Source organism: Sphingomonas sp. TX0543 (assembly GCF_048565505.1).
Classification (GTDB): Bacteria; Pseudomonadota; Alphaproteobacteria; order Sphingomonadales; family Sphingomonadaceae; genus Sphingomonas.
In genome coordinates this window covers 2893173-2908762 of sequence record NZ_JBLZUS010000002.1, presented here as the reverse complement: position 1 = coordinate 2908762, position 15590 = coordinate 2893173, and the positions used below count along the sequence as shown (strand labels likewise).

Sequence of the window (15590 nt, the reverse complement as noted above, 5' to 3'; positions counted from 1 at the left end):
ATGAACGGCTTTCCAATCCTCTCCGTTATGCTGCTGGTGCCCGCGCTGGCGGCGGTCGCGTGCCTGTTCCTGTCCGCACCGCAGGCGCGTCTGCTTGCGCTGGGGGCAACGCTCGTCAATCTCGCACTGGGCGTGCTGCTTTGGCTGAACTTTGATGTCGGTGGGGCGCAGTGGCAGTTTGTCGAGCATGCGCAGGTGTTCGGCCGGTTTGGCTGGTCGCTTGGTATCGACGGCTTCGCGCTGCTGCTGATCGAACTTTCGGTTTTTCTGATGCCGATCTGCATCGGAGCGTCGTGGGAGGCGATCGAAAAGCGCGTCCCGGAATATATGAGCCTGTTCCTGTTCACCGAAGTGCTGATGATCGGCACTTTCGCGGCGCAGGATCTGTTCCTGTTCTACATCTTCTTCGAGGCGGGCCTGATCCCGATGTATCTGATCATCGGGATCTGGGGGGGCGCGAACCGGATCTACGCGTCGTACAAGTTCTTTCTGTATACGCTGCTTGGCTCGGTCGTGATGTTCATCGCGATGCTCTACATGAGCATCACCGCGGGCACGACTTCGATCCCGGCGCTGATGGCATATGATTTCCCGCCGCATATACAGACCTGGTTGTGGCTGGCCTTCTTCGCATCCTTTGCGGTGAAAATGCCGATGTGGCCCGTTCACACCTGGTTGCCCGATGCGCACGTTCAGGCGCCCACCGCCGGGTCGGTGATCCTGGCCGGTGTGCTATTGAAGCTCGGCGGATACGGCTTTTTGCGTTTCTCCCTGCCGATGTTTCCGGAGGCATCGGCGCAGCTCGTCTGGCTTGTTTTCGGATTGTCCGCGGTGGCGGTGATCTACACGAGCCTGGTGGCGCTGGTGCAGTCGGACATGAAGAAGCTGATCGCCTATTCGTCGGTGGCGCATATGGCGATCGTCACGATCGGTCTGTTCGCGTTCAACGCGCAGGGCATCGAAGGCGCCATGATGGTGATGCTGGGCCACGGCCTGGTTTCCGGCGCGCTCTTCCTCTGCGTCGGCGTGATCTACGATCGGCTGCATACGCGAGAGATCTCCCGCTACGGTGGGCTTGCGATCAACATGCCGCGGTATGCGGTACTGTTCCTGCTGTTCACCATGGCGTCGATCGGTTTGCCGGGCACTTCGAACTTCGTCGGCGAGTTGCTCAGCCTTATGGGCACCTATCAGGTATCCACCACGATCACGCTGCTCTGCACCACCGGCATCATTCTGGGCGCTGCCTACATGCTCTATCTCTATCGCCGCGTAGTGTTTGGCGAGATCAAGTCTGATGATGTGCGCGCCATGCCGGATCTGTCGAAGCGCGAGCTGTGGTTGCTGGCGCCAATAGCGGCGGTGGTGATGTGGATGGGCGTCTATCCGGAAAGCTTCCTCGCGCCGATGCGCAAGGACACGCAGGCCCTGCTTGCGCGGATCGATCGTGCTAGGCCCGCCGGTGACTCACTGCCGACCAGGGGGAAGGTTGCAATTCCCGCCGCTCATGCCGAATCCGCCGCGCGTGGGGAGGCGCACTGATGAATTACGCCGCTCAACTCTCGATGACATTGCCGGAGGTGGTGCTGTCGCTGGGCGCCCTCGCGCTGATGATGGTCGCCGCCTGGACAGGTCCGAACGCGACGCGCGCGATCTCGTGGACCGCGGTGGCGGTGCTCGCAGGCGCGGGCATTGCGCTGGTCGGGCCCGCCTCGGCGGGGGGCAGCGCGTTCGACGGCATGTATCGCGCTGATGCTTTCGCGGCCTTCTCCAAGGCGCTGATCTACGTGGCGGCCGCTGTCGCGATCCTGCTTGCGCCGGGCTTCTTCCAGAGGACGGTCGGGGACGACTTGCGGCCAGAATATCCGGTGCTGATCCTGCTTTCGGCGGTCGGGATGGGTATCATGGTATCCGCCGCGGATATGCTTACCCTGTACGTCGGCCTCGAATTGCAGAGCCTGGCGGCTTATGTTCTGGCCAGTTTCATGCGGCGCGATGCACGATCGGCCGAAGCTGGGCTCAAGTATTTCGTGCTCGGCGCGCTGGCGAGCGGCATTCTATTGTATGGCATCAGCCTGGTCTACGGCTTCACCGGATCGACCCTGTTCGATGAGATTGCGGGCGCATATGCGGCTGCGCCGCTCACCGGCAGCGGCAAGTCATTGGGGCTGCTGTTCGGGTTGGTATTTGTATTCTCGGGTCTGGCCTTCAAGATATCCGCGGTGCCGTTCCACATGTGGACGCCCGACGTGTATGAGGGCGCGCCAACGCCGGTTACGGCTTTCTTCGCCTCCGCACCGAAAGTGGCCGGCATGAGCCTTGCCGTGCGCGTTGCGGTGGAGGCGATGGGCCCCGCGGATACGCAGTGGCGCCAGATCGTGATCGTCGCCGCGCTTCTCTCGATCCTGCTCGGGGCGGTAGCGGCGATCGGACAGAAGAACATCAAGCGGCTGCTGGCGTACTCCTCGATCAACAACGTCGGTTTCGCGCTTGTCGGCCTGGCCGCCGGTACGCCCGAAGGCGTTTCCGCCGTGCTTACCTACATGGCGATCTATATCGTCATGACGCTCGGCTCCTTCCTCGTCGTGCTCCAGATGCGGGATGCGGACGGCCAGCCGGTCGAGACGATCGCATCGCTGGCTGGTCTGTCACGAACACGGCCTGGCCTCGCGTTTGCGCTCGCCGTGTTCATGTTTAGCCTGGCGGGCATTCCGCCGCTATTCGGCTTCTACGCGAAGTTCGCGGTATTCTACGCGGCGGTGGCCGCTGGCCTGTTCCCGTTGGCTGTGGTCGGCATCGCGATGAGCGTGATCGGCGCTTATTATTATCTGCGCGTCGTCAAGACGATGTATTTCGACGAGCCCGTCGGTGAGTTCGGCCCCGGCGACAGATTGGAGGGCGGGCTAATCGCGCTAACGGCCGCGCTGGTATCGCCGCTCGGGTATCTCGCCATCCCGCTACTCGGCGGCTGGACGACGGCGGCGGCGAAGGCGCTGTTCTGACGCATATCATTACCGTTTCTGAAACGGGGTCCACCAACACCGACCTCCTCGATCTCGCCGCGAACGGGGCTGAGGAGGGCCTTTGGCTTCGTGCAGAGCGGCAACTCGCCGGCCGCGGGCGTCAGGGGCGGTCATGGGAATCCCCGGTTGGCAATCTTTACGCGTCCTCGCTGGTCAGGCTTCGCCCCGGCGATCCTGCGGCCGCCTCGCTGGCTTTGGTCGCGGCCGTGGCACTGGAAGAGGTGATTGCGCGGCTTGCGCCACGTGTCACCATGCTAAAATGGCCGAACGACCTGCTCGTTTCCGGTGCGAAGCTTTCCGGTATTCTGCTGGAGCGGATGGGCGATAATGTGGTGGTGGGGATCGGTGTGAATGTCGCGCACCATCCCGATCTTGCCGACCGCGCCGCCACCAGTCTTGCGGCAGAGGGGGTGGCGATCACGCCGATGGCACTGCTGGAGCGTCTGACGGGGATGTTTGCCGCGTGGCTCGGCATCTGGCGCGCGCAGGGGCTGGCGCCGGTTGTCACGCGGTGGCTGGAACGCGCGCACGCGACCGGCACGCCGCTGATCGCGCGGCTGGCAGATGGTTCTGCCATGGATGGCACGTTCGAGACCATGGCAAGCGACGGCGCGCTCGTCCTGCGCTTGGCGGATGGCTCGACCCGTGTCATCCACGCCGGCGACGTGTTTCTGGTTTGAAAGGAAAGAGGATGCTGCTCGCGATCGATGCCGGGAACACCAATGTCGTGTTCGCCCTGGTCGAGGATCGCGCGATCAGAGCTCGCTGGCGGATCGCCACCGATGCCCGCCGAACGGCAGACGAATATGCTGTATGGCTCAATCAGTTGCTGATGCTTGAGGGTTATGACCGCAAGGTGATCGACGCGGTCATCATCTCCACTGTGGTTCCGCGCGCGCTTCATAACCTTCAGGTGCTGTCGACAAAGTATTTCGGGCGTGAGGCGATGATCGCCGGCCGTCCCCCGGTAGAATGGGGTATCGCGATCGACGTTGACGAACCCCAGTCGCTGGGTGCGGATCGCGCGGTGAATACGATCGCGGCCCATGCATTGCATCAGGGTGACCTGATCGTCATCGATTTCGGTACCGCTACTACTTTCGACTATTCGGACTATACCGGCGCGTACAAGGGCGGAATAATCGCGCCGGGCATCAACCTGTCGCTGGACGCCCTGTTCAACGCCGCCGCCAAGTTGCCCCGCATCGCGATCGAGGCGCCGCGCGACGATGTCGGTGTGATCGGTCGCAATACAGTCGATCAGATGAACATCGGCATCTATTGGGGCTACATCTCGATGATCGAGGGGCTCGTGGCGCGGATGAAGGCGGAGGTGGGGCGGCCCGTGAAGGTGATCGCCACGGGGGGGCTCGCCACCCTGTTCGAACAGCATACCGAAGCGTTTGATGCGATCGAGCCGGATCTCACCATTCAGGGGCTGGCGATCATGTGGGAACGCGCCCATAATCAGTGAACGATGCGCCCCTATGAAAGCCGGCGCGCCCGGCCCGACCAGCTGCATGGCGGCTTGGGGCACCCAGTTAGGATCAAGATGACTCCCGGTAACGAACTTCTTTTCTGCGCGCTCGGCGGTTCGGGCGAAATCGGCATGAACGTCAACCTCTACGGCACCAAGGGCAAGTGGCTCATGGTCGATATGGGCGTGACGTTTGCCGATCACAGCTATCCTGGCATCGATCTCGTGCTGCCGGATCTTTCCTTCATTGAGGAACGCCAAGGGGAACTGGCGGGGATCGTCCTCACCCACGGGCATGAGGATCATATCGGCGCGTTGCCGTATCTTGCGCAGGATCTGGGCGTGCCGCTGTATGCGACGCCTTTTACCGCCGGGCTGATCCACGGCAAGCTGGAGGAGGAGCGGATCGCAGGCAGCGTCGATCTTCGCGTCATCCAGCCGCGCGAGCGCTTCGCGGTCGGTCCATTCGATATTCGCTTCGTGCCGCTGGCTCATTCAATCCCGGAGGCGAACGCGCTGGAGATCATCACTCCGCACGCCCGCGTGTTCCATACCGGCGACTGGAAGCTGGATCCCCGGCCTGTGATTGGCAAGCCGGCCGGCGAGGATGAACTGCGCGCGATCGGCGATGCCGGGATCGACGTGCTGGTGTGCGATTCCACCAATGTCTTCAACGCAGAGGCGTCCGGCTCCGAAGAGTCGGTGCGGCGCGGGCTGACGGAAACGGTGGCGAAGGCGCGCAGCCGCGTGCTGGTGACGAGCTTCGCTTCGAACGCCGCGCGTCTCCATACGCTGGGCGAAGTCGCGAAGGAGACCGGGCGCAAGCTGTGCGTCACCGGGCGCTCGCTCGACCGGATCATCAGAGTGGCCAAGACATGCGGCTATCTGCGCGATTTCCCGGAAACGGTTGATGTCGACACCGCGATGCGGCTGCCGCGCGATCGTGTCCTGATCGTTGCGACCGGCGGTCAGGGGGAGGCGCGTGCCGCGCTGTCGCGTATCGCGGAGGGGACCCATCCCGTTTCGCTCGACGCCGGCGATACGGTGATCTTCTCGTCCAAGCAGATCCCCGGCAATGAAGTCGCGATCGGCCGCATCCAGAATATCCTCGCCGGGCGCGGGGTGGAGATGGTCACCGAGAAGCAGGCGCATGTTCATGTCTCGGGCCATCCCGGGCGCCCCGAACTGGCGGCGATGTATGATTGGATCAGGCCCAACGTGCTCGTGCCGGTGCATGGCGAAATGCGGCACCTGATGGAGCAGGCTCGCTTCGGACTGGCACAGGGCATTCCGCGCGCCCTGGTGCAGACCGATGGCGATATCGTACGCCTGGCGCCGGGTGCACCGGAAAAGCTGGGTCACGCCTTGGTGGGGCGACTGGTGCTCGACGGCGATGTGATCCTGCCTGCCGATGGGATCACGATCAACGAGCGCCGGAAGCTGGGGGTCAATGGCCAGATATCTGTCGCTGTCGCGGTTACGCGTGAAGGGCGGCTCGCCGGATCGCCGCAGGTTCGTGCGCAGGGAGTTCCGGTCGAGGATGAGCGCGAGCCCTTCCTTGCGGAGGCCGGGGAAGCGGCTGCCGAGGCTGTGCGCGGCGCGACGGGCAACCGCGATCGACTGCGCGAGAATGTCCGCCTCGCGGTGCGCCGCGTCGCGACGCGCTGGACGGGCAAAAAGCCGATCGTCGATGTGTTGATCGTGGAGGTCTGAAGCGATGCGCTGGACGTCGATGCTGGCGATCTACGTGCTGTTCTGGGCCTTCTCGGTGTTCCTCGTCCTGCCGTTCGGGGTGCGGACGGCGGAGGAAGCAGGCGCCGAGAAGATTCCGGGGCAGGCCGAAAGCGCACCGCACGATTTTCGCATCGGGCGCACGGCAATTCGCGTTACGATCGTTGCGACGATCCTGTTCCTGCTGTTCGTGGCGAATTACCAGTTCGGCTGGATAACGACCGACATGCTCGATTTTCTGGACGTCGCCAACGGCCTGTAGGCGACGCGCAATCGCCTAGCGGAGTCGCTCGATAGCCTGCGCCAGCGCGACATAAAGCTTGCCCATGTCCGACGAGAGCAGCGTCACGCCCAGCGGCGAACCGTCCCGCTGAGTCAGGATCGTTCGCAGCATTGCCTCGAAATCGTGGATGTAGCGGTTCACCTGGTCGCGGAAGGCGAGATCGTCGTCGTATAGCCGGGCGATATCGCGCTGCTCGGCCGAATCCAGCAGCCGCACCGCGCGCCGCGTGAATACGCCGCGATCGCCCTTCAGATATGCTGCCCAGGCGCTGTCCGCGATATCGGGCGCAAAGGTGCGGGTGATATCGATCGAGGCGGAGTTCAGCGCCTCGATCAGCAGCGAGGCGCGTTTGGCGAAGCTCTCCGTCTCATGCTCCTCGCGTTCGCTGCGGGCCAGCTCGATCTTGCTGTCGACCATCGCGGATTTTTCATCGATGCTGCGGATCTGTCGATCCAGCTCTGCCGCGGCGCGCGAGGTGGCCGCGATCGCGCTTTCCGCAACCGATGAAAGTTCGGCGATCGTCTGCTCGAAACCCTGATCGACCGCGTGACGCAGCGCCACGACGCCCGATTTCTCTAGCGCTTCGGCCGCCTCCGGGATCACCTTTGCAAGCGTGTCACGTGCGTGCTCGGCGGCCTGCGTCGCGGTGTCCCGGACGCGCAGCAGCGCTTCCAGCAGGCGCGGCGCGGCGTCCTCGGCGAGGCGGTTCGCGCGCTCGGTCGCTTCATCGACCATCTGGCCGATGGCGTCGGCCTTGGCGCGGCCACTGGTGAGCGACTCGAGCAAGGTGCCGGTGAGTGTGTCAACGTTGCGGCGTTGGTCCGCAATTACCTGCGCGATCGCTTCGATGGCGTCATGGGTGCTTTCCGCCGCCGTGACGAGCGCGAGCAACTCGGGTTTGGTCGCCACTACTACAGCCTTAGACGCGGCGAAGCGGCTGTCGAGCCGATCGACGGCGGCCGGCATCGTCTCGTCCATCTCGCGCGAGGCGGCATCGAGCGCGACAAGCAACGCTTCGGTGGTGCTGATGGCGCGCGTGGCCATTTCATCCCCGGCGCGCATCGCCTCGGTCATCGCGTCCGCCGATCCGCCAAGTGCGCTGATCGAGGCGGCCAGAAGATTGGATCGCTCTATGCCGTGCTGGTGCAGGGCCGCAAGCTTGCGTTCCACCTCGGCGATGCCGTCATCGAGCTTCGTCAGCAAGGTGTCGCTCGCGCCCTGCTGGGCGTCCAGCCGCTGCGCCACGCGGTCGATCACCAGTTCGATCAGGCTGATGCGATCGGCAAGCGACTCCGCGCTGACGCGCGCCGCTGTATCCAGAGCCGCCTGATTCGCGCCAACCATCGCCAGCATCGCGTCGCCCTGCGCGGCGATACTCTTGCGCGATTCGTCGATCGCGGTCGCCGTGCGATCGAGCATCAGGTCTACCGCAGTCGACATTTCGGCGGTGACCGCTTCCAGCCGGGCGCCGGCGTTTTCGCTCGTCGCTTCCATTCGCGCGATATGCGCGGCAAGCTTCTGTGCCGCGCCGCCCGCCACCGTCTCCGCCTCGCGGCCGCGATCGGCGAGCGCGCTGACCTGCACGTCCAGCGCTGCCGCCTGCTCGCCAGCGGCGAGCGCCGCGCGATCGATGTGGATGACGAGGCTCGCAATCTCTTCCTGCGCACGTGGCAGGCCGGCAGTCAGAATATTCAAATTGTCCTGCGCGGCGCGGGCCGTATCGGCCAGCGCCCGGGCGTGGCCGGTCGCGTGCGAAACCTCTTCCGAAAGCGCGCTGCCGATCGCGGCCAGGCGCGCGGTGGCGGTGTCGCCCAGCGCGGAGAGTGTCTGCGCCTGCTCGTTGATGAGCGAGCGGTTCGACTCGATCGCAGCGGTAAGCGAGGCGACGGTCTGCTCAAGCAACCCTGCTTCGGCGCGCATCGCCCGAGCGGTCGCGCCGAAGCGGCGCGCCTCGGCCGCACTCGTGCGCAGCGTGATGAGCCACAACACGCCCGCGAGCAAAGGCACGGTGAGGAGCGCGGCGGCGAACTGAGCGATGGCGACCGGCGTCATCTCCCGCAGGCTGTTCCATGCAAGTACGCTGAGCGCGCCGACCCAGATGAGCGAAAGCACCGCCAGCGCGATCGGGGCGATCTTCGACCAGTGTGACGGCTCGGGGGTTTCCTGGACGAGATCGTTTTCGTGCAATGCCTCGCGATCAGCCACGTTGAACTCGCTCAGGAACAATGGCTGCTCCTCTTGCGCGTCCATCTGGCCGGCTGTCGTGTTGACGGCTTCGCGCAGCCCGATCATCGTTGTTCCCCCGCTCATCGGAGCGGTTTACCACGAATCGTCCGCTGACAAAGCGGTTAGCGTCAGACGGCTTGATCGATTCGCCGCAACGAGCCGCCAGTCGGACTTTTAGTCGGGTTCTCGAACTCTTATTCCGGCCATCTGCGCCACCCCGGTTTGCCATTGCCGCGTTCACCGCTAACAGCGCGGGAATGCTCGCGGGATTGCTGTTTGCCGTTCAGGATGCTGAAGATCGCCCGGGGATGCTCGCGGCGACGTTGCCGTTCGCCGGTGTTACGCTGATCGAATATCAGGCCCGCCTCCTTGCCGCGACGGGTGCGTCGCAAATTGTGATCGTCGTTTCCCGTTTGACCCCTGAATTGCTTGGTGCGATCGCACGGATCGGTCGGCGCGGGATCAGCGTGGATACCGTACGCAGCGCCGCCGAGGCGAGTGCGCGGCTGCACCCGCTCGCACAGATCATCGCGGTCGCGGATGGGCTTATAACCACCGATGCGGTAATAGCGCCGTTCAGCGAGGATGGCGGGGACGCGCTACTGGTGGTCGCGTCAGGTATCGCGACGCCGGATTACGAACTGATCGGTGGAGGGCTTGCCTGGGCCGGAATCGCGCGGCTCGACGCACGACGGCTTGCCGAAGTCGCGGCGATGCCGAGCGATTATGATGTGCAATCGGCGCTGCTGCACGCTGCCGCGCAGTCGGGTGCCCGGCACATAGCGTTGCCCGCCGGTGATGCGAACGCGGGGCACGGCGTCGAACGGCGCGGCGCGGCGCTGGAAGAGCGCAGCCGTGCGGTGATGATGGCGACCCTTGCGACGCGATCATCATGGTTCGATCGCTGGATCGTGCGCCCGATCGCCGGATTCGTCCTGCCGCCGCTGGTGAGGCGCACGGCTTCCACGGCCGCCGTCGCGGCAGGTGGCGGCGTGGCCGTCCTGCTCGGGTTCGGGCTGACGCTGATGGGCTACAATGCGGCCGGCCTGATCGCGGTGCTGGCCGGGACGATCGTGGCGGCAATGGCGGAGCGGACGGCGTGGCTTCGCGACGAGACGCGGCTGGAGCGGGCGCTCAGGCTCGAGATTCTGGCGGTGCCGGCGCTGGCCGCGCTTTTGCTCGGCTATTCGCTCGATTCGGTCGCAGCGACCGATTCGGCGCTCGTGATCGCCCTGGTGCTGGTGGTGGCGGCGGGGCTCGCCGAGCGCGCCGCGAGTGTGCTGCCGCGTGCCGCCTGGTGGGGTAGCCCGCCTGCCTATCTGGCTACGCTCGCCGTGCTGACGCTCGTGCGGTTGCCGATGACCGGGCTGGCGCTGACCGCGATTTACGCCTTTGCCACGCTGGGCGCGACAATTGAGTTACTTCGCCGTCAGGCTTAGTCGCGTCTTAACGACATTGGCGATATTCGGATTCGCATGCCGGTCGATCAGGACGACCCCTTGCACGCGATCGCTCCCGACGCAGCGCCGATTTTCGCGCGCGCGGCAGGCGCGGATGCGCGCGCCGAGCGGCGGCTGGACGCGGCGATCGAGGATTTCTTTCTTTCCGCGCATGATCGGCTGGATGATCGCACGCGCGCCGCGCTGCATACCGCGATCGCCACGACGCTTGAGGGGATCGAGCGCGAACTCGCGGGACACGCGACACGGCTGCTGACCCGCTCCGGCGGAGGGCTGGTGACGGCGGAACCGGCCGAAACGTTGCGACGACTGCTCGATGCCGGCCTGCTGCGTGACCCCGAACTGATGGCGGAGATGATCGGGCAGGTGCGGCTCGCGTTGCTCGGTGCGGCGTTGGCCGCGGGTCGGGAGCCGGGTTTGCCAGCGACGTTGCTGCCGCGAATGGCGCAGGGTGACGATGCGGTGACCGCCGGCAGCGCACGCGATTATCTCCTCGCCGACGGCCGGCGTGATGCGGGCGGCGCGCGCGGATTGACGCTGCCGGGGGAATTGCATCGCCGGGTCGTCTGGTGGGTCGCCGCCGCGCTGCGGGAAAAGCGGCCGGGGAGGGTGGATCAGGCGCTGGTCGAATCGGCGATACGGTGCATCGATGCGCATGACGACGGAGCGCGGCTGGATTCGATCGCGCTGCGGCTGGCAACCGCGATCGATGCGCGCGCCGATGAAATCCCCGCGTTGCTGATCGAGGCGCTAGGCGACGGCCGTGCCGAACTAGCGGTGGCCCTGATAGCTTATGCGCAGCGGATCGAGCTAGGCGAGGCGCGGGCCTTACTGCTCGATATCGATGGCGATCGCCTGTGGCTGGTCCTGCGCGCGCACGGCTTCACACGGGATGACTTGGCGCGGGTGGCGCTGCTGCTGGCGGATGCCGAGCCGCGTCGCGATATCGAGGCGTTCGCCGATCTGCTCGATACGATTGCGGCGATTCCGGTGCTCGCCGCGCGCGCGGCGCTGGCGCCGCTATCGCTGCACGCCGATTTCCGCCGCGCGATCCGGGCGCTTGCACGGTCGCATCGCGCATGAGCGAAGGCATGACGCTCAGCGCGCGGCTTGATTCGTCCGATCGGCTGGTATCGGCTGACGCCGGGTTCTCCACACTCAACGATCGCGCGGGAGGTGCGATCGGTGAAGTGCTCGCGGTGCCGCAATTGGCGACTGTCGTGCGGCTGGCCCGGCGCCTTCGCATTCTGGTTCAGCGAACGGTCGTGATCGCGGATATCGACGCCGATCTCGAATGCTGGGTACGCGCGGTGCCCAGCGCGGACGGAGTCACTCTTTCAGTCGCGCCGCTGCGCGAGCGCGCGGCGTGGCGCAGTGCGACGACCGCGACGCAGCACGCGCCGCCCCCCGCCGGCGCGGACTGGTTGTGGGAGATCGATGCGGCGCTGCGGATCGTTCACTTGCCGACCGACGTGGCCACGGCTCACGGGCTGGATGCATCGATGTTGATCGGCAAGCCGCTGACGGAATTGTTTACGTTGCTGCCGGATGCACGCGGCGGGATGACGCTGCTCGAGGCCGTGGCGGCGCAGCATGATTTCGACGGACAGGTGGCAACGATTCGCGGGGCGGCCGATCGGGTGATGCTGGCCGGCACCGCGCGGCGCAATGCGATCGGGGTATTCGCCGGCTTCGTTGGCGGGGTGTTTCTGCCGCTCGGACCCGACGACACTACGGGCATCGAGCCTGCGCCGGCGTTCAACGTGAAGCTCGACGGGATCCTGCGCGGTTCGCTGAACCGGATCATCGCCAATGCCGACAGCATCAATGCTGCCGTCGATGGTCCTATCGACGCGCATTACGTCGATTATGCCGCCGATATCGCGAGCGCCGGCCGCCATCTGATGGGGCTGGTGGACGATCTATCCGATCTGGAAGCGATCGAACGTGAAGACTTCCGCATCGAATTCGAGCCGGTCGATTTTCCCGATGTGCTTCGTCGCGCGGCAGGTCTGTTCGCGGTGCGCGCGGCGGATGCAGGCGTTAGCGTGGATGTTGGCGACGCAGAGGAGGGGCTGGTCGCGATCGGCGAATTCCGCCGTGTGCTGCAGATTCTCGTCAACCTGATCGGCAATGCGCTGCGATATTCGCCGCCGGGCGGCACCGTCTGGCTGAGGGTGCAGCGCGATGGCGGCAGGATCGTGGCGATCGTGGCGGATCAGGGCAAGGGCATCGCACCAGAGGATCACACGCGCATCTTTGCCAAGTTTGCCCGGGTGGACCCGCGTGAACCGGGCGGCAGCGGTCTGGGGCTTTATATCTCGCGGCGGCTCGCGCGCGCGATGGGCGGAGACATCAGCGTCGATAGCGCTGAGAATGAAGGCGCGCGCTTCGTGTTGTCGTTACCGGCGGCCTAAACGCCGCGCGGCGAGCACCAGGAGAATGCCGACTGCGGCCAGCGCCGCGCCGCGATCGGCCCAGGGGCGCTGATCGAGCATGAAGCTCGATTGCGGCCAGTGGACATATCCCAACCCCTGGCCAATCCACAGCATGCCCATCATGAAAGAGAGCACGCCCAGCACAGTCAGCACCGGGCGTGCGATACGCATCAGCGCTTGTCCGCCGCGACATAAGGCCGCTGCGTCGGCCCGGTGTAGAGCTGGCGCGGGCGACCGATCTTCTGATCGGGATCGGTAATCATCTCGTTCCACTGCGCCACCCAGCCGACGGTGCGGGCAAGCGCGAAGAGCGCGGTGAACATGGAGGTGGGGAAGCCGATCGCCGACAGTATCACGCCGGAATAGAAATCGACGTTCGGGAACAGCTTCTTCTCGACGAAATAGTCGTCGTTCAGCGCGATTTCCTCAAGCTTCAGGGCCGTTTCGAAAACCGGATCGCTGACCTTCAGCGCCTCGAACACCTCACGCACCGTCTTTTGCATCACGGTCGCGCGCGGATCATAGTTCTTGTAGACGCGGTGGCCGAAGCCCATGAGACGGAACGGGTCGTTCTTGTCCTTCGCCCGGGCGATGAACTCCGGGATGCGATCGGGCGTGCCGATCTCGTGCAGCATGTTGAGCGCCGCCTCGTTGGCGCCGCCATGTGCCGGCCCCCAAAGACAGGCGATCCCGGCTGCAATGCACGCGAACGGGTTGGCGCCCGACGAGCCGGCGAGTCGGACGGTGGAGGTGGAGGCGTTCTGCTCGTGATCGGCGTGGAGAATGAAGATCCGGTCCATCGCCTTTTCCACGACGGGGTTCACCTCATATTGCTCGGCGGGAACGCCGAACGTCATGCGCAGGAAATTGCCCGTGTAGCTCAGCGAATTGTCGGGATAGAGAAATGGCTGCCCGACGCTGTACTTATAGGCCATCGCCGCGATCGTCGGCATCTTCGCGATCAGCCGGTGCGACGCGATCATCCGCTGCTTCGGATCGTGAATATCGGTCGAATCATGATAGAAGGCGGAAAGTGCGCCAACGACGCCGCACATGATCGCCATTGGATGGGCATCGCGGCGGAAACCGCGATAGAAGGTGGCGAGCTGCTCGTGCAGCATCGTGTGGCGGGTGATCGTCGTTTCGAACGCTTCCAGTTCGCCCGCCCCCGGCAATTCGCCGTTGAGCAGCAGATAGGCGACTTCCATGAAGCTGGAATTTTCGGCCAGATCACCGATCGCGTAGCCGCGGTGCAGCAGAACGCCCTCGTCTCCGTCGATGTACGTCAGCGCCGAACGGCACGATGCGGTCGAGGTGAAGCCCGGATCGTAGGTGAAGGCGCCGGTCGCGCCATAAAGCTTGCGGATATCCACCACATCCGGGCCGACCGAACCGGACAGGACCGGATATTCTGAAGTCTTGCCGGAGAGAGAAAGCTGCGCAGTATCCGTCATTTTAGTCTCCTTTGTCCCCGGCCTAACGCATCTGATCCGCAATCCGGGCCAGGCTTTCGTCGCGGCCCAGCAGGGCCAGCACGTCGAAGATGCCTGGCGAGGTCTTGCGACCAGTGAGAGCCGCGCGGAGCGGCTGCGCGACCTGGCCGAGCTTTACGCCCGCTGCCTCTGCCACACGCCGTACCGCATCTTCGAGCGCCTCCGTATCCCAGTTGTGCAGCGCGTCAAGGGCCGCGTGCAACTGCGACAGCAAAGCAGGTGCGTCGCCCTCCAGAAGCGGGCGCGCGGCATCGTCGATTGTCAGCGGGCGCGCGGCAAACAGAAACGTCGTGCCGTCGGCCAGTTCGTTGAGATTGGCGGCGCGGGGCTTCAGCGCCGGCATCGCGCGGATCAGCAGCTCGCGGCGCGCGTCATCGCCAGCAAAGCCAAGCCGGTCGCCGACCAGTGCCGCAAGCCGGGCGTCGTCCGTCTCGCGGATGTAGTGGCCGTTGAGATGTTCCAGCTTCTTCAGGTCAAAGCGCGACGGCGATTTGCCGACATCGGCCAGATCGAACCATTCGATCGCCTGTTCGCGGCTGATGATCTCCGCATCGCCATGGCCCCAGCCGAGCCGCATGAGATAATTGTCGAGCGCCTCGGGCAAGATGCCGAGTTCATCGCGATATGCCTCGATTCCCACGGCGCCGTGCCGCTTCGAAAGCTTCGCGCCGTCAGATCCGTGGATCAGCGGAATATGGGCATAGACCGGCTCGGCCCAACCCATCGCGCGATAGATCGGCAACTGCCGGAACGCGTTGTTGAGATGATCGTCGCCACGGATGACGTGCGTGACGCCCATGTCGTTATCATCGACCACGACTGCCAGCATATAGGTGGGCGTGCCATCGGAACGGACGAGCACCAGATCGTCAAGCTCGGCGTTCTCCACCGTGACCTGACCCTGGACGAGATCGTTGATCGTGGTCGCGCCGTCCAGCGGCGCTTTCAGGCGGATGACGTGCGGCGCATCGGGATCGGACGGCGCTTTGTCTCGCCACGGCGAGCGGATGCGCAACGGCTTCTTCGCAGCTTCCGCCTCGGCGCGCATCTTGGCCAGTTCGTCGGCGGTAAGGTAACAGCGATAGGCGCTGCCGCTTGCCACCATCGCGTTCGCCACCTCGACATGACGATGCGCACGCGCGAACTGGAACACGGCGTCGCCGTCCCAATCCAGCCCGAGCCATCGAAGCCCGCTCAGGATCGCGTCGATCGCTGGCTGGGTCGAGCGCGCGCGATCGGTATCCTCGATCCGCAGCAGGAACTTCCCGCCGTGATGGCGGGCGTAAAGAAGGTTGAACAGCGCGGTTCGCGCGCCGCCCAGATGAAGGAAGCCGGTGGGGGAGGGGGCGAAACGCGTAACGACCGAGGTCTTGCGCTCGCTCCCGTCGGCGGGATCGGTGGTTGCGCTCAAGCGCGCTTGCTCCCAGACTGAATTACGACATGGCAACGATGCCCGGGG

At 64.9% G+C, this 15590-nt stretch carries 13 protein-coding genes; 9 read left to right on the top strand and 4 right to left on the bottom strand.

What is annotated here, in order from left to right:
• The 6 genes from ACM61V_RS14570 (at position 1) to ACM61V_RS14545 (ending at position 6493) form a co-directional block, all read left to right on the top strand.
• Entirely contained in the window at positions 1–1542 is a 1542-nt protein-coding gene (locus tag ACM61V_RS14570) for an NADH-quinone oxidoreductase subunit M (protein ID WP_137786382.1), read from the top strand.
• The gene (gene nuoN, locus ACM61V_RS14565) at positions 1542–3002 is read left to right on the top strand and encodes an NADH-quinone oxidoreductase subunit NuoN (protein WP_137786381.1); all 1461 of its coding nucleotides are present in this window, start codon (positions 1542–1544) and stop codon (positions 3000–3002) included. The genes ACM61V_RS14570 and nuoN overlap by 1 nt, the downstream gene beginning before the upstream one ends.
• 5 nt (positions 3003–3007) lie before the next feature.
• Positions 3008–3703, top strand: coding sequence for a biotin--[acetyl-CoA-carboxylase] ligase (locus ACM61V_RS14560; protein ID WP_137786380.1), 696 nt, complete (start codon positions 3008–3010; stop codon positions 3701–3703).
• Between the two features lie 11 nt (positions 3704–3714).
• A complete protein-coding gene (locus ACM61V_RS14555) occupies positions 3715–4497 on the top strand; it encodes a type III pantothenate kinase (RefSeq protein WP_137786379.1) in 783 nt (260 codons plus the stop codon).
• A 78-nt stretch (positions 4498–4575) separates the two neighbouring features.
• A complete protein-coding gene (locus tag ACM61V_RS14550) occupies positions 4576–6213 on the top strand; it encodes a ribonuclease J (protein ID WP_137786378.1) in 1638 nt (545 codons plus the stop codon).
• 4 nt (positions 6214–6217) lie between these two features.
• On the top strand, positions 6218–6493 hold the full coding sequence (locus tag ACM61V_RS14545; RefSeq protein WP_137786377.1) for a DUF1467 family protein: 276 nt from the start codon (positions 6218–6220) through the stop codon (positions 6491–6493).
• Between the two features lie 15 nt (positions 6494–6508).
• On the opposite strand, the gene ACM61V_RS14540 is transcribed toward ACM61V_RS14545, so the two are convergent.
• Positions 6509–8806 (bottom strand): hypothetical protein, encoded by a 2298-nt coding sequence (locus ACM61V_RS14540; RefSeq protein WP_249341501.1) that lies wholly within the window; start codon positions 8804–8806, stop codon positions 6509–6511.
• Between the two features lie 191 nt (positions 8807–8997).
• Between ACM61V_RS14540 and ACM61V_RS14535 the strand changes: the two genes are divergently transcribed.
• From ACM61V_RS14535 to ACM61V_RS14525, 3 genes are read left to right on the top strand one after another with little or no spacing between them, the layout of a single operon-like run.
• Entirely contained in the window at positions 8998–10179 is a 1182-nt protein-coding gene (locus ACM61V_RS14535) for a hypothetical protein (protein ID WP_419714087.1), read from the top strand.
• Between the two features lie 60 nt (positions 10180–10239).
• Positions 10240–11283, top strand: coding sequence for a hypothetical protein (locus tag ACM61V_RS14530; protein WP_137786374.1), 1044 nt, complete (start codon positions 10240–10242; stop codon positions 11281–11283).
• An 8-nt stretch (positions 11284–11291) separates the two neighbouring features.
• Positions 11292–12617: a sensor histidine kinase gene (locus ACM61V_RS14525; RefSeq protein ID WP_249341500.1), complete on the top strand. Its 1326-nt coding sequence runs from the start codon at positions 11292–11294 to the stop codon at positions 12615–12617.
• Here the strand turns inward: ACM61V_RS14525 and ACM61V_RS14520 are convergent.
• Genes ACM61V_RS14520 through gltX form a run of 3 tightly spaced genes read right to left on the bottom strand, consistent with a single transcriptional unit; the run spans position 12603 to position 15542 of the window.
• A complete protein-coding gene (locus tag ACM61V_RS14520) occupies positions 12603–12809 on the bottom strand; it encodes a hypothetical protein (RefSeq protein ID WP_137786372.1) in 207 nt (68 codons plus the stop codon). The two genes, ACM61V_RS14525 and ACM61V_RS14520, sit on opposite strands and share 15 nt — an antisense overlap.
• Positions 12809–14092, bottom strand: a complete 1284-nt coding sequence (locus ACM61V_RS14515) for a citrate synthase (protein WP_137786371.1) — start codon at positions 14090–14092, stop codon at positions 12809–12811. Before ACM61V_RS14515 ends, ACM61V_RS14520 begins: the two co-directional genes overlap by 1 nt.
• A 22-nt stretch (positions 14093–14114) precedes the next feature.
• Positions 14115–15542: a glutamate--tRNA ligase gene (gene gltX, locus ACM61V_RS14510; RefSeq protein WP_419714086.1), complete on the bottom strand. Its 1428-nt coding sequence runs from the start codon at positions 15540–15542 to the stop codon at positions 14115–14117.
• Between the last annotated feature and the right edge of the window lie 48 nt (positions 15543–15590).

Excerpts from the sequence above, each read along its gene's own strand:
- nuoN (WP_137786381.1), top strand. The coding sequence starts at position 1,542 with ATGAATTACGCCGCTCAACTCTCGATGACATTGCCGGAGGTGGTGCTG.
- ACM61V_RS14515 (WP_137786371.1), bottom strand. The coding sequence starts at position 14,092 with ATGACGGATACTGCGCAGCTTTCTCTCTCCGGCAAGACTTCAGAATAT.
- ACM61V_RS14555 (WP_137786379.1), top strand. The coding sequence starts at position 3,715 with ATGCTGCTCGCGATCGATGCCGGGAACACCAATGTCGTGTTCGCCCTG.
- ACM61V_RS14570 (WP_137786382.1), top strand. The coding sequence starts at position 1 with ATGAACGGCTTTCCAATCCTCTCCGTTATGCTGCTGGTGCCCGCGCTG.
- ACM61V_RS14540 (WP_249341501.1), bottom strand. The coding sequence starts at position 8,806 with ATGATCGGGCTGCGCGAAGCCGTCAACACGACAGCCGGCCAGATGGAC.
- ACM61V_RS14535 (WP_419714087.1), top strand. The coding sequence starts at position 8,998 with ATGCTCGCGGGATTGCTGTTTGCCGTTCAGGATGCTGAAGATCGCCCG.
- ACM61V_RS14545 (WP_137786377.1), top strand. The coding sequence starts at position 6,218 with ATGCGCTGGACGTCGATGCTGGCGATCTACGTGCTGTTCTGGGCCTTC.
- ACM61V_RS14550 (WP_137786378.1), top strand. The coding sequence starts at position 4,576 with ATGACTCCCGGTAACGAACTTCTTTTCTGCGCGCTCGGCGGTTCGGGC.
- ACM61V_RS14520 (WP_137786372.1), bottom strand. The coding sequence starts at position 12,809 with ATGCGTATCGCACGCCCGGTGCTGACTGTGCTGGGCGTGCTCTCTTTC.
- ACM61V_RS14525 (WP_249341500.1), top strand. The coding sequence starts at position 11,292 with ATGACGCTCAGCGCGCGGCTTGATTCGTCCGATCGGCTGGTATCGGCT.